14 protein-coding genes are annotated in these 18,539 nt (G+C 60.5%); 10 read left to right on the top strand and 4 right to left on the bottom strand.

Features of this window, described 5'->3' with window-relative positions; genetic code table 11:
• Positions 1-221 precede the first annotated feature (221 nt).
• Both J2Y39_RS21620 and J2Y39_RS21615 read left to right on the top strand, forming a co-directional pair.
• On the top strand, positions 222-2,390 hold the full coding sequence (locus J2Y39_RS21620; RefSeq protein WP_310219618.1) for a TonB-dependent siderophore receptor: 2,169 nt from the start codon (positions 222-224) through the stop codon (positions 2,388-2,390).
• Between the two features lie 127 nt (positions 2,391-2,517).
• The gene (locus J2Y39_RS21615) at positions 2,518-3,711 is read left to right on the top strand and encodes a GAF domain-containing sensor histidine kinase (protein WP_310219616.1); all 1,194 of its coding nucleotides are present in this window, start codon (positions 2,518-2,520) and stop codon (positions 3,709-3,711) included.
• An 8-nt stretch (positions 3,712-3,719) separates the two neighbouring features.
• On the opposite strand, the gene J2Y39_RS21610 is transcribed toward J2Y39_RS21615, so the two are convergent.
• Complete coding sequence (locus J2Y39_RS21610) at positions 3,720-4,652, bottom strand: AraC family transcriptional regulator (RefSeq protein WP_041478660.1); 933 nt, start codon at positions 4,650-4,652, stop codon at positions 3,720-3,722.
• Between the two features lie 541 nt (positions 4,653-5,193).
• Here J2Y39_RS21610 and J2Y39_RS21605 point away from each other — a divergent pair.
• The 4 genes from J2Y39_RS21605 to J2Y39_RS21590 all read left to right on the top strand — a co-directional run bounded on the left by J2Y39_RS21605 (position 5,194) and on the right by J2Y39_RS21590 (position 9,115).
• Positions 5,194-6,543 (top strand): MFS transporter, encoded by a 1,350-nt coding sequence (locus J2Y39_RS21605; RefSeq protein ID WP_150635555.1) that lies wholly within the window; start codon positions 5,194-5,196, stop codon positions 6,541-6,543.
• A 99-nt stretch (positions 6,544-6,642) separates the two neighbouring features.
• Complete coding sequence (locus J2Y39_RS21600; protein ID WP_310219613.1) at positions 6,643-7,335, top strand: fumarylacetoacetate hydrolase family protein; 693 nt, start codon at positions 6,643-6,645, stop codon at positions 7,333-7,335.
• A 33-nt stretch (positions 7,336-7,368) separates the two neighbouring features.
• On the top strand, positions 7,369-8,127 hold the full coding sequence (locus J2Y39_RS21595; RefSeq protein ID WP_310219611.1) for an SDR family oxidoreductase: 759 nt from the start codon (positions 7,369-7,371) through the stop codon (positions 8,125-8,127).
• Positions 8,128-8,158: 31 nt separating this feature from the next.
• Positions 8,159-9,115, top strand: coding sequence for a 2-hydroxyacid dehydrogenase (locus J2Y39_RS21590; protein ID WP_310219610.1), 957 nt, complete (start codon positions 8,159-8,161; stop codon positions 9,113-9,115).
• An 816-nt stretch (positions 9,116-9,931) separates the two neighbouring features.
• Here J2Y39_RS21590 and J2Y39_RS21585 read toward each other — a convergent pair.
• Positions 9,932-10,273: a hypothetical protein gene (locus J2Y39_RS21585; RefSeq protein ID WP_041480431.1), complete on the bottom strand. Its 342-nt coding sequence runs from the start codon at positions 10,271-10,273 to the stop codon at positions 9,932-9,934.
• A gap of 87 nt (positions 10,274-10,360) precedes the next feature.
• Positions 10,361-11,002, bottom strand: a complete 642-nt coding sequence (locus tag J2Y39_RS21580) for a class II glutamine amidotransferase (RefSeq protein ID WP_310219609.1) — start codon at positions 11,000-11,002, stop codon at positions 10,361-10,363.
• Between the two features lie 167 nt (positions 11,003-11,169).
• Here J2Y39_RS21580 and J2Y39_RS21575 point away from each other — a divergent pair, with 167 nt between their 5' ends.
• From J2Y39_RS21575 to J2Y39_RS21565, 3 genes are all read left to right on the top strand, one after another.
• Positions 11,170-11,418, top strand: a complete 249-nt coding sequence (locus tag J2Y39_RS21575; RefSeq protein ID WP_041480432.1) for a hypothetical protein — start codon at positions 11,170-11,172, stop codon at positions 11,416-11,418.
• Between the two features lie 105 nt (positions 11,419-11,523).
• Entirely contained in the window at positions 11,524-12,681 is a 1,158-nt protein-coding gene (locus J2Y39_RS21570) for a GGDEF domain-containing protein (RefSeq protein ID WP_310219606.1), read from the top strand.
• Positions 12,682-12,689: 8 nt separating this feature from the next.
• Entirely contained in the window at positions 12,690-13,205 is a 516-nt protein-coding gene (locus J2Y39_RS21565) for a PaaI family thioesterase (protein WP_310219604.1), read from the top strand.
• 297 nt (positions 13,206-13,502) lie between these two features.
• On the opposite strand, the gene J2Y39_RS21560 is transcribed toward J2Y39_RS21565, so the two are convergent.
• Positions 13,503-15,707: an OsmC domain/YcaO domain-containing protein gene (locus tag J2Y39_RS21560; RefSeq protein WP_016774429.1), complete on the bottom strand. Its 2,205-nt coding sequence runs from the start codon at positions 15,705-15,707 to the stop codon at positions 13,503-13,505.
• A 220-nt stretch (positions 15,708-15,927) separates the two neighbouring features.
• Between J2Y39_RS21560 and J2Y39_RS21555 the strand changes: the two genes are divergently transcribed.
• Positions 15,928-18,537 (top strand): EAL domain-containing protein, encoded by a 2,610-nt coding sequence (locus J2Y39_RS21555; protein ID WP_310219601.1) that lies wholly within the window; start codon positions 15,928-15,930, stop codon positions 18,535-18,537.
• Positions 18,538-18,539 lie beyond the last annotated feature (2 nt).

Genomic DNA, 18,539 nt, shown 5'->3' with positions numbered 1-18,539 from the left:
GTCGTATCAGACAACGCATCTGTTGAATGACACACCGCCTTCGCGAGCAGGCCCGCTCCCACATTTGCCTGCGGAGGCCATCAAATCCAATTGTGAAAAAATCATTAACTAACTGACTCGTACGGGTTTATTCCCCCGGAAACTTCCGACATACTAATGCGAATAATTCTTACATTCACTCGCATTAGTTTCGTTTGGGTAAATCTTGGGGAAGCAGATAGATGTCGTTTCACACCATTCACCGCCGCTCGAACCTTTCACCTAACCTCCTCGCAATCGCCATCGGCATGGCCAGCATCGCTCCTGCGTTGGCTGAAGAAACCGCAGCCACTGCGCCAGCCAATGGCCCGCTGGAACTGCAAGCGACCGAAATCGGCGCTACGCAGATGAGCAGCACCACCGAAGACACGCAGTCCTACACCACCGGCCCGATGCAGACCGCGACCAAGCTGTCGCTGACCATGCGCGAAACGCCGCAGGCGGTGACGGTGATCACTCGCCAGCGCATGGACGACCAGAACATGACCAGCGTCAACGACGTGGTGCGCGGCACGCCGGGGTTGTTCCTCAGCGAGGCCAGCGGCCCGGGCCGGCAGACTTACAAGGCGCGCGGTTTCGACATCGACAACATCATGTACGACGGCCTGCCCAGCTCGTATTCGCCGTACACCCTGGCGGTGCAACCGAACCTGGCGATGTTCGACCGGGTGGAAATCGTCCGTGGCGCGACCGGCCTGGTGACCGGTGCCGGCAACCCGTCGGCGGCGATCAACATGGTGCGCAAGCGTCCAACCGCTGATCAGCGCGTAACCCTCACCGGCGCCGCCGGCAGCTGGGATGACTACCGTGGCGAAGTCGATGCCTCCAGCCCGCTGAACGACAGCGGCACCCTGCGTGGCCGGGTGGTGACGTCGTATCAGGGCGCGGACAGCTTCCGCGACAAGGAAGAAAACGATCACGGCCTGTTCTACGCCATCGGTGAAGCCGACCTGAGTGACAGCACCACCGCGACCCTCGGTTTCTCCCGGCAGAACGATCAGACCAACTATTTCTGGGGCGGCCTGCCGATCGGCGAAAACGGCCACCACCTCGACCTGCCCCGCTCCACCTACCCGGGCACCGATTGGGAAAACCGCAAGCTGCAGGTCGACACCGTGTTCGGTGAAGTCGAACACCGTTTCGCCAATGACTGGAAACTGCACCTCGGCGGCTCGACTTCGACAACCGAAGGCGAATTCTCCGGCACGTACCTGTCGCGTTACGACGGCCCGCTGGAAACCACCGCCTACCAATCGCACCACACCGACAAGCAACGCGCCTTCGACGGTTTCGCCAGCGGCCCGTTCGAAGCGTTCGGCCGCACTCACGAACTGGTGGTCGGCGCCAGCAACCGCGTGTACGACGCCACCACCAAGGAATACTCGCCCTACGACACCGGTCTGCCGATCGCCGCGCCCAAGCCTGACTTCGTCCGCAGTGGCAAGTCGCGTAACGTCACCACCCAGGACGCGGTTTACCTGACCACGCGCTTGAGCCTGGCCGACCCGCTGACGTTGATCCTCGGCAGCCGCCTAGACTGGTATGACTACGACGATCGCAGTGCCGACGGTGACTTCAAGGTCACGCGCAACCTGACCCGTTACGCCGGCCTGATCTACAAACTCGATGACCATCACTCGGTCTACGCGAGCTACACCGACATCTTCACCCCGCAAACCCAGAAGGACCTCGGCGGCAAAGTGCTCGAGCCGATCGTCGGTGAAAACTACGAAGTCGGTATCAAGGGCGAATATTTCGACGGCGCGCTGAACGGCAGCGTGGCGGTGTTCCAGATGGACCAGACCAACCGCGCCACCCAGGCGGCGACCCAGCTCGGCTGCCCGGAACTGACCTGCTACGAAACCTCCGGCAAGGTTCGCGCCCAAGGCGTGGACATGGAACTGCAAGGTGCGCTGACCGAGCAATGGCAAGTCGGCGCCGGCTACACCTACACCCGCGCCCACTACATCAAGGACGAAAACCCGGCCAACGATAACCAGAAATTCGACACCGACATGCCCGAGCACCTGTTCAAGGTCTCCACCGTGTACCGCTTCAAAGGCCCGCTGGAAAAACTGCGCGTGGGCGGCAACGTCTACTGGCAGAGCCGCATGTACAACGACATCGCTCTGGCCAACGGCGGCAGCTATCGCCTCGAACAGGGCGGCTACGCGGTCACCGACCTGATGGCCGGTTACGAGGTCAACAAGCACCTCGACCTGCAGGTCAACGCCAACAACATCTTTGACCGCAAGTACTATTCCTCCATCGGCACCGACGTGACCTGGGGCTCGACCGATAACTACGGCACCCCGCGCAGCTACATGATGACCGCCAAGTACAAGTTCTGAGGCGATAGCGCTCAGCAAGCACCGCACAGGGCGTCGGGAGTTTTCCCGGCGCCCTTTTTTGCAGGTTCATTAGGCATGGCCGGCAATTACCGATAGTCTCTGGCGACACTTTCGCGAAGCGCCGGCCATGCCCCAGACAGATTTCTCCTCCGACCTCCAGGCCATCGGCAGCATCGACGCTGTGCCGGTGATCCTGAGCATGGTCAAGCATACGACCGGCATGCGCTTCGCCGCTGTAGCGCGGGTCACCGAGAGCAAGTGGATCGCTTGCGCCGTGGATGACTCGATAGACTTCGGCCTGTTGCCCGGCGGCGAACTGGTACTGGAATCGACGATTTGTCATGAGATCCGTCAGCACCATCAGCCGGTGATCTTCGGCCATGCCAGCCAGCACCCGGTTTTCTCCACGCACCACACGCCGAAAACCTATGGTCTGGAAAGCTACATTTCGATTCCGATCATCAAGGCCAATGGCGAGTTTTTCGGCACACTCTGCGCCATTGATTCGGTTCCGGCGAACCTCGACGACCCGGCCATCGAAAAGACCCTCACCCTCTTCGCCCAGCTGATTGCAATGAGCCTGGATACCCAGGGCCATTTGCACGCGACCAAAACCGCACTGGCCGATGCCAACGAATTGGGCCGTCTGCGCGAGCAGTTCATCGCCGTACTGGGCCATGACTTGCGCACGCCACTCAGTGCCATTCGCATGAGCGCCGATCTGCTGCAAAGCAAAGCCGAAGACAAGCGCTCGCGCACGCTGCTATCGGCGATCCGTACCAGTTCGGTGCGCATGGGCGTGCTGATCGAAAACATCCTCGACTTCGCCCGGGGTCGGCTCGGCAGTGGCATCCCGGTGCAGCGCAAACTGGTCGATGACTTGCAGCAAACGCTGCGCCAGACCCTGGAAGAAATCCAGGTGGCGTACCCGCAGGCGACGTTTATTGATTCGCTTGAGGTACCGACCGGGGTCTATTGCGACCCGCTGCGGATCAGTCAGTTGTTGTCGAATCTGCTGGGCAACGCGGTGACCCACGGTTCTACGGCCGAACCGATCGTGCTCAAGGCGTTTGCCGAGGGCGACGAGATGGTGATTTCGCTGACCAACCAGGGCGCGCCGATTCCACCCGCGCTGATGCCGCTGCTGTTTGAACCGTTCTCACGTTCCGAAGCCGGTCAGCGCAATGAAGGGCTGGGGCTGGGCTTGTACATTGCCGGGCAAATTGCCAATGCGCACAACGGCACCTTGACCGTGACGTCCGACAGCGAGGCAGGCACCTGTTTCGTGGCGCGCTTCCCTGCCCGCTTCAAATGGGTCTGAGCGCCGTTCTAAGTATTCAGTGGTGTCTGCGGCGTATCCGGATTGAGCTGGCGGCGACGAAACTGCCCCGGTGGCTGGCCATGAATCTGGCGAAAACGTCGAGAGAAATAGGCCTCATCAGCAAATCCACACAGCCGCGCGACCTCGCCCACCGAGCGCGTGCTGTTGAGCAGGAAATTGCGCGCCGCGTGCATGCGCCGCTCCAGCACCAGCTCGGTGAACGTCTTGCCGATCTCCTTGCGCAGCCAGTGCGTCAGGTAAGTCGGTGACAGATAGGTCGCAGCGGCGACTTTGATCAGGTTGAGATCAGGATCGGCGATGTTCTTCCGCAAGTACTCGAACATTCGGCTCAAGGCGTCGCGACGGCTGTTCTCGGCGGCATTCTCTTCCGCCAGGCGCTTGAGCGGCTCGGCGTAAAGAAAACACACGCTGCCGATCATCTGCAGCAACAAGCCCTTGAGCATTTCCCGTGTGCCGAACTGACGGTTCTCATCAAGGCTGCGCATCTGCTCGATCAGGCCGCAGACCTGAGCGAAATCCTCATCGCCCAAAATGAAATCCAGATGCTCCTGAAAGCGGAACGGCGACAGTTCAGGCGCGAGCAGGATTGACACCTCTTCCAGATCCATCGGGTCGCACTGTAGATGCGGCAAGAGGAACGTCTGGGAAAAATTGATGACGATGAAATTGCTGTCTGCGGGATGCGGAATCACATGCACGCGGTGCGGCAGGATGAACGCCAGAGTGTTGCGCGGGAACGGCCGCTGCACGCTGCCGATGTGCTGCACGGTGTCGCCACCGAGGTTGATCTGGATTTGAAAATACTCATGCCGGTGAGGCGCGGTTTCGGCGCGCCGACCCTTTTTGTCGCGAATGTAGAAATCGGTCAATTCGCTGCGTTGCTGCATGACGTAGGTCGGGATACGGCTGGGTGAAGACATGGGCGGGAGGTCCTCCGGGCAGTGAGGTGGCGCCCGTCATCTTGCAGGGTTGTGCGGTGGGCGGCAACGAGTCATACGATGACGTTGTCTTTTTTGAAAGAAGCCTCACTATGAGCCTGTCCAAAAACCGCATTACCGTGAAAATACAGATAGTCGTTGTTTTTCAGACGCTTGAGATTTAAACCTGATCTTTATTCTCAAGACAAATCGTATTTATCTTTTTGGACACGTTCGCCAAACCCACTTTTTTCAAGAAAAAACGTTCTAACCCATCGGTTGATTTAGAACCGTTGTACGACCACTGTAATGACCAACGCAGCCCAACCTCTTTCAAAAACAATCAAAGGTGCGCACGTCATGATCCTGCTATTTCCCCTCGCCGCCCCGCCCGACCTCCCCTTGAAATCAATCGCACAAAGACGTTCCTGAACGTCTGAACGCCGCGCTGCAACCCGTCCGATTGCCTCGCCCCACACGTTGCGGGCAACGGCATCGGCTGCTCGAAAAATCTCGACTCTTCTAACAATAACGAGGTCTCCGCATGTCCAGCTCTCATTCTTCCAGTGCCACGGTGCCGCCGGTGATTGCCGGTGCACGCGATGCCGTTTCGGCGCAGCGTCTGCCTACCCGGCGGCGCTGGTTCATGCTGTCGCTGCTGCTGATCGCGACGATCATCAATTACATCGACCGGGTGAACATCTCGATCGCCGCGCCGTTCATGGCCAAGGATTTGGGCCTGGACAAGATCGAGATGGGCCTGATCTTTTCCGCGTTCGCCTGGACCTATGCCTTGGCGCTGGTGCCGGCCGGCTTCATCGCTGATCGGTTTGGCTCGCGCTTCACCTACGGCGTTTCGCTGATCAGCTGGTCGACCGTCACCGTTTGCCAGGGTTTCGCCACGGGATTTGCCTCGCTGTTTGGCCTGCGCCTGGCGGTCGGCGCCATGGAAGCCCCGGCTTTTCCGGCCAACAGCCGCGCCGTGACGGTGTGGTTCCCGGCGCGGGAACGCGGGATGGCCAGCAGCATTTACGTGTGCGGTCAGTACCTCGGCACGGCGCTGTTCACCGGCGCGCTGCTGTGGCTGGCGACCACTTTTGACTGGCGCCACGTGTTCTACAGCACCGGCGCACTCGGCATCGTCTTCGGTGTGCTGTGGCTGTACCTGTATCGCGATCCGCTGAACTGCAAAAAAGTCAGCCAGGAAGAATTGAAGTACATCGAAACCGGCGGCGGCCTGGTCAAGAGCAGCCAGGAGCGCACCCGTTTCAACTGGCGGCAGATTGCCGAGCTGTTCAGCTATCGGCAGATCTGGGCGATCTGCATCGGCAAGTTCGCCAGCACCTCTGCACTGTACTTCTTCCTCACCTGGTTCCCGACCTACCTGATCGAAGAACGCAAACTGACCATGATCAAGGCCGGGATCTTCGCCGTGCTGCCCTTCGTCGGTGCGACGGTGGGGATTCTGCTGGCCGGCATCGTTTCCGACTTGCTGATCCGTCGCGGCTACTCGATGTCGTTTGCGCGCAAGTTGCCGCTGGTGGTCGGTTCGATGCTGGGCATGTCGATCGTGCTGGTGAATTTCACCGACTCCAACCTGATCTGCATCGCCGTGTTGACCATCGCGTTCTTCGCCCAAGGCATCGCGTCCTCATCGTGGGCGGCGGTATCGGAAGTGGCGCCAAAAGAGCTGATCGGCCTCACCGGCGGCATTACCAGCCTGGCGGCGAACATCGGCGGCATCGTCACGCCGATCGTGATCGGCGCCATCGTCCACGCCACCGGCACCTTCGCCTATGCCTTCTGGTTTATTGGCGGCGTCGCGCTGATCGGCACGCTCTCCTATTCGTTGTTGCTCGGACGTCTGTACCGCATCGAGCTGAAGGTGCGCTGAGGCGAAAAGCCCGGATTTGTCCAAACGCAGGCGGCTTTCGTCCAACTTCGCCGACGCCAGCCGCCGTACGCTGCCCTTTCAAACAGGATGACCCGCAGGATGAACATGACTGAATACGTCTTTACCCCGGATCTGCCCGTGACCTTGCCGGTCCTCGGCACCGAGCAGCGCTTCCCCGTCGGCCGGGTGTTCTGTGTCGGCCGCAACTACCCATGGCCGGACTCTCAAGGCCAGTCGCGCCAGCCGCCGGTGTTTTTCATGAAACCGCCGAGCTGCGTGGTCGATGCCGTCGGCGACATCGCCTTCCCCTCAGTGTGCGAGGACTTCGTTCACGAAATCGAACTGGTCGTGGCCATCGGTGAAGGCGGCGCCAATATCCCTGAAGATCAGGCTCTGGCCTACGTCTGGGGCTACGCTGCCGGCCTCGACCTGACCCGCCGCGATGTTCAACGCGCAGCCAAGAGCAACGGCTTGCCGTGGGAAGGCGCCAAGGTGTTCGACGGCGCCGCGCCGATGACTGCCGTTGTCCCGGTGAGCCGCTGCGGCCATCCCGAAGGCGAGTTGTGGCTGAACGTCAACGGCGAAGAACGCCAGCGCGACAACCTCGACAGCCAGATCTGGTCGGTCAGCGAAGTGATCGCGCGCATCTCGCAATCCGTGGCCCTGCGCGCCGGCGACCTGATCATGACCGGCAGCCCCGCCGGCGTTGACAGTCTGCAACCCGGCGATGTGATCAGCGCTGGCATCGACGGCATCGGCCACCTGGAAATGCGCGTCGGCCCACGGCCCTGATTCCAGCGGATTGAGAAAAAGGAGAACAACAATATGACAACCTCTTTGAAAGTCGCGCTGGTGACCGGCGCCGGCAGTGGCATCGGCCGCGCCGTGGCACTCGGCCTGATGGCCGACGGCTTCACCCTCGTGCTCGCCGGACGCCGGCCCGAGCCCTTGCAAACGCTGGTCGAACTGGCGCAGAGCCAGGGTCATCAAGCCTTGGCGGTGCCCACCGACGTGCGTGATCCGGCCAGTGTCGACGTGCTGTTCGCGACCATTGCCGAGGTCTACGGCCGCCTCGATGTGGTCTTCAACAACGCCGGGGTCAACGCCCCCGCCGTGCCGCTGGACGAGCTGACCTTCGAGCAGTGGCGCAACGTGATCGACACCAACCTCAACGGAGTCTTTCTGTGCGCTCGCGGCGCGTTTGGGCTGATGCGCAAACAACAGCCGCAGGGCGGGCGGATCATCAACAACGGTTCGATCTCGGCCCACACGCCGCGCCCGTTCAGCAGCGCCTACACCGCGAGCAAACACGCCGTGCTCGGCCTGACCAAGTCCCTGGCGCTGGATGGCCGCGAATTCAACATCGCCTGTAGCCAGATCGACATCGGCAATGCCCTGACGGAAATGTCGGTGCGCATGACCCAAGGCGTACGCCAGGCCAACGGCAGCATCGCCGTCGAACCGATGGTCGACGTCAAACACGTCGCCGATGCAGTGCGCTACATCGCCGGCCTGCCGCTGTCGGCCAACGTCCTGAACATGACCGTCATGGCCAGCGCCATGCCGTTTGCCGGCCGCGGTTGAGCCGGCCTTTTTATTGCGTAACGAGGTAGCCATGAAGCCAGAAATCCTGCAACTGAGCCCGATCCTGATCCCGGCAATCAACGCGCGTCTGGACGAACTGTTCACCGTACGCCGCTACTTCCAGCAAGCGGACAAACCCGCCTACATAAACGAACACGGCGCCAACATTCGCGGCGTCATCACCGGCGGCCACACCGGCATCAGCCAGGCGCTGATGGCGCAACTGCCGAACCTGGAAGTCGTCGCGGTCAACGGCGTCGGCACCGATGCCGTCGATCTGGCCTACGCCCGCGACCGCGGCATCCGCGTCACCGCCACCATCGGCGCCCTCACCGAAGACGTCGCCGACCTCGCCATCGGCCTGCTCATCTCGGTCTGTCGCGGCTTGTGCACCAGCGACCGCTACGTACGCTCCGGCCAATGGCCGCAAAGCCCAACCCCACTCGCGCCACTGCCCCTGGCCCGACAAGTCTCCGGCATGCGCATCGGCATCGTCGGCATGGGCCGCGTCGGCCGCGCCATCGCCACCCGCGCCGCCGCCTTCGGCTGCCCGATCAGCTACACCGACCTGCAACCGATGAGCGACGTCCCCCACACCTTCGTAGCCGACCTCAAACAACTCGCCCGCGACAGCGACGCCCTGATCCTCGCCGCCGCGGCGGACAAGGGCGAAGCGATCATCGACGCGCAAGTGCTGCAAGCGCTGGGCAAGGACGGTTATCTGATCAACGTCGCCCGGGGCAAACTGGTGAATGAGGCGGATCTGGTGGCCGCGCTTGCGGCGGGAGAGATTGCCGGGGCTGGGCTGGATGTGTTTGTCGATGAACCGAATGTGCCGGAAGCGTTGTTTGCTAATGAACAGGTGGTGCTGCAACCGCATCGGGCCAGCGCCACGCTTCAGACACGCACGCGGATGGGGGAAATGGTGGTGGCGAGTCTGGTTGATACGTTTGCGGGGAAAGTGCCGGTTGGGTGTGTGACGGGGTGAACGGGTTCCGGAGCGCTGTTCGTGATCGCGGCACACACCGCCTTCGCGAGCAGGCTCGCTCCCACAGGTTTGATTGCGTACATTCAGTGAGAAATGGGGCGTCTGTCAGGCCGCCTTCGCTGGCAAGCCAGCTCCCACAGTTTTTTGTGGCGTAGACAGGAACTGGTCAACACCCAAAGTCCAATGCAGGCTTGCTCTCAACGGAAAAGCAAAAGCGAAGGCCAGATCAAAAGATCGCAGCCTTCGGCAGCTCCTACAGTTGGATCGCGTTCCGCTCAAGAACAGGTCGGCTGTCAGGCCGCCTTCGCGAGCAGGCTCGCTCCCACAGGAAAGCAAAAGCAAACCAAGCAGGCCGTCCCGCCACCCAACACGATGAGCGCAAGCTCGAGTAGCTTTTGATCCTGGAGCCCGTCGGCAGGCTGAGTGGAGGGATTGATCCGGGTGTGGGAGCGCAGCGACCGTCTGGCGCAGCCAGACACAGCGGAAGGAGGTGCAGCGAAGCAAACCGGAGCCGCTGCGCCCGGATCGATCCCGGAGCGAAGGAACCCCGAGCCCCAGCGAGCGGGCCGAACGTCAGGGCGAAGACCTTTTGGTTCCTTTTGGGGCGTTTGCCAAAAGGGACTCGCCGTAAGGGCGAAACCGCCAGCCGCAACACCACCAAAAAAGGATATACACCCAAAAACCCCAAAGCATGGTCGGCCCAAAGGCCGCCAAGTCCAAAAAAAAGCCCCACAACCGAAAACCAGTGTGGGGCGAAAAAATTGGTTGGTTGCGGCCAACCAAAGGAGCTCTGTCAAAACCCGTCAAGCGCTCAGATCAAATGCACTCCTGAGCCGCCCGCTCAAAACTCGAAGGCAACAAATTCGACGCCAGCAAATGCCGCTCATAAATGAACACCTTGCCGCCCTTCCCCGCCTTGTACGCCTCCAGCACGTTGTCGGCGGATACCTTGCTCGGCACCACAATCCGATAACTGCGCTGACTCTGCGAAACCGTCGGATTCAACGCACTGCCCTGCAACTTCGGCACCACGCAATCGGCGTACTGCGCCGGCGTCTTGCTGGTCTGCAACGTCAGAGTCGGATCGTTCGGCGCCGAAGCACAACCGCCGAGCAACAGGGAAACAAAAGCCATGGCTGGCACGAATAAAGGACGCATCGGGGTAATCCTGAAAATAAAGGTTCGGTTCAACCGGCAACGGTTCGACTTCACGGGATCGCCGCTGCCATTCAACTTTTTGGAGAATCAGCTCGACGCCACCAGGGCCTTGAGCGACACATCGAATTGCTTCAGCGCATTGAGTTGCAGATCACGCTGCTGATTGATCTGTGCCGCGATCTGCGGCGCCGCCCGGTCATGCACCCAGACCGAAGGCAGCTCCTGCTCGATCGCCCCCTCGGCCTTGCCGATGTACTGCAGATCGGCGTCGTAGAACCGTGCAGAGAAGCGCGCCTCGACCAGACTGTTGCGCTGGGTCAGCAAGCGATTGAAGGTATCGAGCTTGACCACCACATCCGGATGGGCCTGAAGCAGCTCATCCAGATTGTCGTAAACGGTCACCGAGACGAACTGTTGCTGCAGCGAACTCATCAGCCAGTCGAGGGCCAGTTCCGGGTCGGAACTGCCGACAAAGGCGTCGCGGATTCGCGAATCCAGTGCGTCTTTCGCACCGTTGAGCGCCATGTCGTGGTAGCGCTCCAGATATTGCAGGTTCTGCAGTGTGTTTTCGCTCAACAACACCCCGACGGTCTGCGTGTGCTGCAGGGCCGAGGCGCTGGCGGCGATGGGTTGCAGGTGACACGACCGGGCGTCGTCTGCGTAAGCCGGTGCGATAACTACCCCGCCCATCAGCAGGGCGATCATTGCCAGTCGAGTCAGAATGTTCATCGCGCAATTTCCTTGAGCTGCGTCTTCGATGGAGGTGATTTTCCGCCGATCGCCGGCAAAGCAGAACTTGCGTTTCTTGATGGTCACTATTACTTCCAGCAATAGTTGCGCGTCGCGCAGACTGATGCACACTGAGCACATTCAAGAAAAATGATGAGGGTCTCGCCTTGAGAACGTTTGATCTGATCCGTGACGCCGTGCTGCCCGAATATCGCGACCGCGTAGCCGAATACCTGGTGCAGTACGAAAGCGTCCTGCTGGACAAAACCACCCGCGATGCGCAATTGATCCGCGACACTGCCCAGCAACTGCGCGGTTACCTGCGCGGGCTCAACACCACGCGGGTGCTGGGCATGGCCTATTGGGAAGAGCTCGATCGCCGCGTGGTAGACACCTGGCTAAGCCCGCAAGAGTGACCGCTGAAGCGCCAGTGGTCTGCCCGGCAACGCGCCCCCTGCGAAAAACCTGACCAAACGCTTACAATCGCAGGCCTATTGCCATACAGACAGGCCTGCCCGGAAATGCCGCTCGACCCGCCAACGATGCTGACCATCACGATCGCCCTCGCAGCCGCTGCCGCGCTGTACCTGGCGGTCGAGTGGCGCAGCATCCGTGAGCCTTCGCTACTGTTCTGGAGCGCCGGTTTCGCCACCATCACCATCGGTTCCACCCTCGCGCTGCTGCGCAGCAGCGGTTTTCTGCTGCTGGGCATCTGGTTCGCCAACGGCCTGCTGGTGACCGCGCATTTCTTTTTCCTGCTCGGTGTGGCGCGCTTCACCCAGACCCGACTATCGCCGGCGTGGTACCTGATTTTCGCAACCTGGCTGATCATGTTGACGTTGCCGGACGGGCCGCTGTGGTCCAAGGCCATGCTGGTGGCCAACTCGCTGCTGGTGGCGATCCCGACGCTCAAGGCCAGTTCGCTGCTGCGCCCGCACGGCAAGTCGTTGAGCGTGGGCGCGGTGCAATTGCGTTATGTGCTGCTCGGCCACGGCATCTTTTATGTGGCCAAGGCCCTGACCGTGGTGATCCCCGGCACGCTGATCGATCTGGCGGCATTTCGCGGCGAGATCATTCAGATCTCGCTGGTCGAAGGCGCGATGGCGATCATGTTGATCGCCCTGTCGATGACCGGGACCGAGCGTTATCGCCGGGAAAAGCAGATCGCCCGCCTCGCCGAGCGCGATCCGCTCACGGCCCTCTACAACCGCCGCGCCCTGGAAAAGCGCACGCCACGCCTGCTGGCCGGCGTATCCGCGCAAAGACCGGGTGCGTTGCTGTTGATCGATATCGACAACTTCAAACTGGTCAACGACCAGTACGGGCATATCGCCGGTGATCGCTTGCTGATTGCTCTGAGCGAGATGATCCGCGCCCAGCTGCCGCCCCATGCGCTGACGGCGCGGCTGGGTGGCGATGAGTTTTTGATGCTGCTCAACAACGCGTCAGCGGAAGCTATCCTTGAACTGGGCAACGCCTTGCGCGAACAGTTTCTGGCCCTGGCGTCGCACACCTATCCCACGTCCGCTTCGGTGACCTTGAGCATCGGCGCCACCCTGTTCGACACACCGCCGGCCAGTCTGGCGGCGCTGATCGAACTTGGCGACGCCGCGCTCTACGAGTCCAAACGCGGCGGACGCAACCGCTTGCGCCTGTCCGGCCTCGCCACTCCAGGATGAAACCCGCCATGTCCAGCCACGACACCCCACTGCAAGACCTCGCCGCCCCCGAAGGCGTTTGTTACGGCTGCGGCGGCCGCAATCCGCAAGGCCTGCACGTGAAAAGTCGTTGGGATGAGGACGGCAAACACGTTATCGCCGAGCATCTGCCCGAAGCTCAATATTGCGGCTGGCCGGATCTGGTTTACGGCGGGCTGATTGCCATGCTTGTCGACTGTCATTCGAACTGGACCGCCATGGCCTGGCACTACCGCGCGGAGAACCGCGAAGCCGGCAGCCTGCCGCGCATCGACTGCGTGACTGGCAACCTCGGGATCAAATTCATCAAACCCACACCGATGGGCGTGCCGCTGCTCTTGCGCGCGCGAGTCGAAGGTGAAGTCGGGCGCAAGACCCGGGTGATTTGCGAGGTGTATGCCGGGGAAGTGCTGACGGCGGTGGGTGATTCGGTGTTTGTGCGGGTGGATACGGGGCAGTTGGCGGATGCAGCGCATGGCCGCGAAAGCCAAAGCCCCTCACCCTAGCCCTCTCCCAAAGGGAGAGGGAACTGACCGAGGTGCTTGGTGCAGATACGCCGACCTGGGAAACCGAGCCGAACTCAAATCTTGAAAAAACCCTCACCCTAGCCCTCTCCCAGAGGGAGAGGGGATTGACCGAGGTGTCTGGTGGAATAGGCCGACCTGGGAAACCGAGTCGAACACAAATTCTGAAAAGCTTGAAAATCGGCTCCCTCTCCCTCGGGAGAGGGCTGGGGTGAGGGGCTGCGGTTCAAGCCACGCAGCCACACTCAAGCCGAAAGCGAAACGTTCTGAGCCAGCTCTTCAACGCGACAAAGCCGCCACACCAGCCCGCGCCGCATGCAGCTTTTTATAGCTTTCGATCAAGCGCAAATGCCGATCCAGCCCTTCCAGCTTCATGCTCGTCGGCGTCAAACCGTAAAAACGCACACTGCCATTCACCGAACCAATCGCAGCATCCATACGCTCGTCACCAAACATCCGACGGAAGTTGGCCTCGTAGTCTTCCAGCTCGAGATCCTCGTCCAGCTCCATCTCCAGCACCACATTCACAGCCTGATAGAACAAGCCACGCTCAACGGTGTTGTCGTTGTATTGCAGGAACGCCTCAACCAGATCCTTGGCCTCGTCAAACTTCTGCAGCGCGAGGTAGATCAGCAGGCGCAGTTCCAGAATCGTCAACTTGCCCCACGGTGTGTTGTCATCGAACTCGATGCCGATCAGCGTGGTGATATCGGTGTAATCGTCCTGCTCGCTGCGTTCCAGGCCCTGAACGAGGTTGCGCAGGCCGACTTTGCTGAGGTTGTGCAGGTTGAGGATGTCGGCGCGAAATTGCAGGGCTTTGTTGGTGTTGTCCCAGATCAGGTCTTCGACCGGGTAGATTTCCGAGTAATCCGGCACGAGGATGCGGCAGGCTTTGGCGCCGATGTGCTCGTAGACCGCCATGTAGACTTCCTTGCCCATGTCTTCGAGGATGCCGAACAGCGTCGCGGCTTCTTCGGCGTTGGAGTTTTCGCCTTGGCCTGAAAAGTCCCATTCGACGAATTCGAAGTCTGGCTTGGCGCTGAAGAAGCGCCACGACACCACACCGCTGGAATCGATGAAGTGCTCGACAAAGTTGTTCGGTTCGGTCACTGCCTGCCCCGAGAACGTCGGCTGCGGCAAGTCGTTGAGGCCTTCAAAGCTGCGGCCCTGAAGCAGTTCGGTCAGGCTGCGTTCCAGCGCGACTTCCAGGCTCGGGTGCGCGCCGAACGAGGCGAAGACGCCGCCGGTGCGCGGATTCATCAGGGTCACGCACATGACCGGGAATTCACCGCCCAGCGAGGCGTCCTTGACCAGCACAGGGAAGCCCTGCTCTTCAAGGCCTTTGATGCCGGCGAGGATGCTCGGGTATTTTTCCAGTACCTCTTGCGGTACATCCGGCAGGGCCATTTCGCCTTCGAGGATTTCGCGTTTGACCGCGCGCTCGAAAATTTCCGACAGGCACTGCACCTGCGCTTCGGCCAAGGTGTTGCCGGCGCTCATGCCGTTGCTCAGGTAGAGGTTTTCGATCAGGTTCGACGGGAAGTACACCACTTCACCATCCGACTGGCGCACGAACGGCAGCGAGCAGATGCCGCGCTGGGTGTTGCCGGAGTTGGTGTCGTACAGGTGCGAGCCGCGCAGTTCGCCGTCGCGGTTGTAAATGCCGAGGGTGTAGTCGTCGAGAATCTCGCTGGGCAATTCGTCCTTCGGACCCGGCTTGAACCATTTCTCGTCCGGGTAATGGACGAATTCGGCGTTGGCGATGTCTTCGCCCCAGAACTGGTCGTTATAGAAGAAGTTGCAATTGAGGCGCTCGATGAACTCGCCAAGCGCCGACGCCAGTGCGCCTTCCTTGGTCGCGCCCTTGCCGTTGGTGAAGCACATCGGCGAATGCGCATCGCGAATGTGCAGCGACCAGACGTTGGGCACGATGTTGCGCCACGAGGCGATTTCGATCTTCATGCCGAGGTCGGCGAGGATCTTCGACATGTTGGCAATGGTCTGTTCCAGCGGCAGGTCCTTGCCGGCGATGTAGGTGCCCGCCTGGGAATCGGACTGCGGCATCAACAAGGCCTGGGCATCGGCGTCGAGGTTGTCGACTTCTTCGATGATGAACTCAGGGCCGGTCTGCACCACTTTCTTCACGGTGCAACGGTCGATGGAACGGAGGATGCCCTGGCGATCCTTGTCCGAGATGTCGGCGGGCAATTCGACCTGGATCTTGAAGATCTGGTTGTAGCGGTTTTCCGGGTCGACGATGTTGTTCTGCGACAGGCGAATGTTCTCTGTCGGGATGTTGCGCGTGTCGCAGTACAGCTTGACGAAGTAAGCCGCGCACAAGGCCGACGACGCCAGGAAGTAGTCGAACGGCCCCGGTGCCGAGCCATCGCCCTTGTAGCGGATGGGCTGATCGGCGATCACCGTGAAGTCGTCGAACTTGGCTTCAAGTCGAAGGTTGTCGAGAAAGTTGACCTTGATTTCCATGCGGGATTACCAGAATACGGCTAAACGAATGGCGGCCATTATCCGGTTTTTGTGCGGGAAGTCTCGCCCTTTCGGGATTCGCCGCTGGCCGGCGGTTCTGGAAATTCCAACGGATTCGCTACACTTTGAAAAAATCCAGGCGATACCAATTACAACAATCTGAACATTGTGCGCTCGCCATTGTTCTAGATTCAGAAGACACCGGATCAAGGACGAGCACATGGCCGTTATTCTCCCTGCGCAGCCAATCCCCACCCCGCAACGCGCCGTCACCCGGCGCCTGGCCATCGCCGTTGGCGCACTGTTCGTCGCTGGCGTTATTGCCGCGATCAGCACCCTGCTTGGCATTGCCAATACCCTTGACGCGAAAGATCTGGAACAGAACCAGTTCTATTCCGTGCGCGCCGTGGAAAACCGCATCACCGCGTCGAAAAACTACATCACCAGTTATGCCTACTGGACCCGCGCCTATGAGGCCTTGAGCGGGCCGATCGACGTCAATTGGGCCTACACCGAACAGAACATGGGCAAGACGCTGTTCACCAGCGACGGCTACGACGGCGTGTTCGTCCTTGATCGCAATCGCACCAAGTACGCGGTGATTCGCGGGCAGATGGTTGAAACCGACGTATCCAGCGTACTGCAAGCGCCCGCCTCGGCGCTGGTCGAGCAGGTGCTGAGTCAGCCTGATCTGACCAAGCCGATCAGCAGTTATTCATTGTTCGAAGGCTGGCCGGCGCTGATCACCGCTGCCGCGATCATTCCCAACGACGAGCGCCCGCTGGATGAACTGAGAAACACCTCGGTGCTGGTGTTCGTCGACAAGCTGACCCCGACCAAACTGCGCAAGATTGGCAGCGGTTATGGCCTGACGAACCTGACCCTCGTCCCGGATGAAACCATTGAGAAAGGCCATCCAAGCGTACCCCTCGACAGCACCGGCTACAGCCTGGTTGCCGACCTGCAGCGACCCGGTCAGCAATTGCTGTGGACGCTGGTGCCGCCGCTCGGCGCGACGTTTCTGGTGCTGATGCTGCTCACCGCCTATTTTTTCCGCCATGCATTGCGCTCATCGCAATACGTCGACAACAGCATTCATGCCATGCAGGCCTCGAATCAGGCACTCGAGAAAGCCAATCATGCCCTCGAAGCCAGTGAAGAACGCTTTCGCGCCGTGGCCGAAGCGGCGTCGGACTGGATCTGGGAAGTTGATGATCAGTTGTCGCTGACCTATCTGTCGGCGCGCTTCAGCGAAGTCACCGGTTACCCGCAAGCTCTGTGGCTGGGCCAGGACATCGGCGAATTACTGACTTGCGACACCACACCACTGGAGCTGTGGCTGCGCAAACTCAGCGAAGAAAACAGCGCCAGCGATTTGCGCTGCACTTATCGCGATCACTCCGGGCAGCCACGCCACTGCCGGCTCTCGGCGCGGCCGATTTTCGACAAGGACAGCGTCGTCGGCTATCGCGGCACTGCCAGCGATATCACCGACGAAGTCGCCGCCCATGCGCAGATCCAGCACCTGTCGATGCATGACGCCCTGACCGGTCTGCCCAACCGCAACAAACTGGCGCGTTATCTGGATGAAGTGCTGATATTGAAAGAACACTCGCCACCGCTGTCGCTGCTGATGATCGATCTGGACAACTTCAAGCCGATCAACGATTCCCTCGGCCATCCTGCCGGTGACGCGGTTCTCCAGGAAGTCGCCACGCGCCTGCGCGAATGCACCCGCGAGCACGACATCGTCGCCCGTCTCGGTGGTGATGAATTCGTCGTGGTGCTCAACGGCATGGACAGCCATAACGAGATCGACAAATTCTGCACACGGCTGATCGGCAGCCTGCATCAACCGATCAATTACGAACAACATCCGCTGCACATCGGCGCCAGCATCGGCATCGCCCTGAGTCGTCGACACGGTTTTGCCGCCAGCGATCTGATCCGCTACGCCGACATCGCGCTGTATCAGGCCAAGTCCGACGGCAAGAACACCTGGTGCTATTTCGAAGCGCACATGAGCGACCAGATCCAGACGCGCCGGCAAATGGAAGATGACCTGCGCCACGCGCTCAAGCACAACGAATTTGTCCTGCACTATCAGCCGCGCTACAAGGTCGACGGCAAACACATCGTTTCAGTCGAAGCGCTGGTGCGCTGGCAGCATCCGACCCAAGGGTTGCTCGGACCGGACGTGTTCATTCCGCTGGCCGAGCAGACCGACCTGATCGTACCGCTGGGCCGCTGGGTGCTGCGCGAAGCCTGCGAAACCGCGCTGGAATGGCCCCATGACATTCTGCTGTCGGTCAACCTCTCGCCTGCGCAGTTCGCCCTCAGCGATGTCGTCGAGGATGTTCGTGAAGTGCTGGTGGATACGCGTTTCCCGGCCAGCCGTCTGGAACTGGAGATCACCGAGAACGTGATGCTCAATGACACCGACGGCGCGCTGACCACCATGAATCAGCTCAAGGAGCTCGGCGTACGCCTTAATATGGACGACTTCGGCACCGGTTATTCGTCGCTCGGTTACCTACGCGCCTATCCATTCGACGGGATCAAGATCGACAAACGCTTTATCGCCTCGATCAGCAGCGGCGCCAACGACCGTGCCGTGGTGCAGGCGATCATCGGTTTGGGCAAAGCCATGGGGCTGACGGTGACCGCCGAAGGCGTCGAGACCGAGGAGCAACTGGCGATTCTCGGCAAGGATCAATGCAACGAGGTGCAGGGTTATTTCATGAGTCGGCCAATCGACAAGGCGGCTTTTGCTGATCTGCTACGGGCTTCGCGACTGTCGCTGGTGAGCAAAAAAGGTCGGGTGACGTGAAT

This window comes from Pseudomonas sp. 2957, assembly GCF_031456345.1.
Lineage (GTDB): Bacteria > Pseudomonadota > Gammaproteobacteria > Pseudomonadales > Pseudomonadaceae > Aquipseudomonas > Aquipseudomonas siliginis.
This window is presented reverse-complemented; position numbering and strand designations above follow the sequence as displayed.

Excerpts from the sequence above, each read along its gene's own strand:
- J2Y39_RS21600 (WP_310219613.1), top strand. The coding sequence starts at position 6,643 with ATGAACATGACTGAATACGTCTTTACCCCGGATCTGCCCGTGACCTTG.
- J2Y39_RS21595 (WP_310219611.1), top strand. The coding sequence starts at position 7,369 with ATGACAACCTCTTTGAAAGTCGCGCTGGTGACCGGCGCCGGCAGTGGC.
- J2Y39_RS21590 (WP_310219610.1), top strand. The coding sequence starts at position 8,159 with ATGAAGCCAGAAATCCTGCAACTGAGCCCGATCCTGATCCCGGCAATC.
- J2Y39_RS21605 (WP_150635555.1), top strand. The coding sequence starts at position 5,194 with ATGTCCAGCTCTCATTCTTCCAGTGCCACGGTGCCGCCGGTGATTGCC.
- J2Y39_RS21620 (WP_310219618.1), top strand. The coding sequence starts at position 222 with ATGTCGTTTCACACCATTCACCGCCGCTCGAACCTTTCACCTAACCTC.
- J2Y39_RS21565 (WP_310219604.1), top strand. The coding sequence starts at position 12,690 with ATGTCCAGCCACGACACCCCACTGCAAGACCTCGCCGCCCCCGAAGGC.
- J2Y39_RS21560 (WP_016774429.1), bottom strand. The coding sequence starts at position 15,707 with ATGGAAATCAAGGTCAACTTTCTCGACAACCTTCGACTTGAAGCCAAG.
- J2Y39_RS21555 (WP_310219601.1), top strand. The coding sequence starts at position 15,928 with ATGGCCGTTATTCTCCCTGCGCAGCCAATCCCCACCCCGCAACGCGCC.
- J2Y39_RS21570 (WP_310219606.1), top strand. The coding sequence starts at position 11,524 with ATGCCGCTCGACCCGCCAACGATGCTGACCATCACGATCGCCCTCGCA.
- J2Y39_RS21615 (WP_310219616.1), top strand. The coding sequence starts at position 2,518 with ATGCCCCAGACAGATTTCTCCTCCGACCTCCAGGCCATCGGCAGCATC.
- J2Y39_RS21585 (WP_041480431.1), bottom strand. The coding sequence starts at position 10,273 with ATGCGTCCTTTATTCGTGCCAGCCATGGCTTTTGTTTCCCTGTTGCTC.
- J2Y39_RS21610 (WP_041478660.1), bottom strand. The coding sequence starts at position 4,652 with ATGTCTTCACCCAGCCGTATCCCGACCTACGTCATGCAGCAACGCAGC.
- J2Y39_RS21580 (WP_310219609.1), bottom strand. The coding sequence starts at position 11,002 with ATGAACATTCTGACTCGACTGGCAATGATCGCCCTGCTGATGGGCGGG.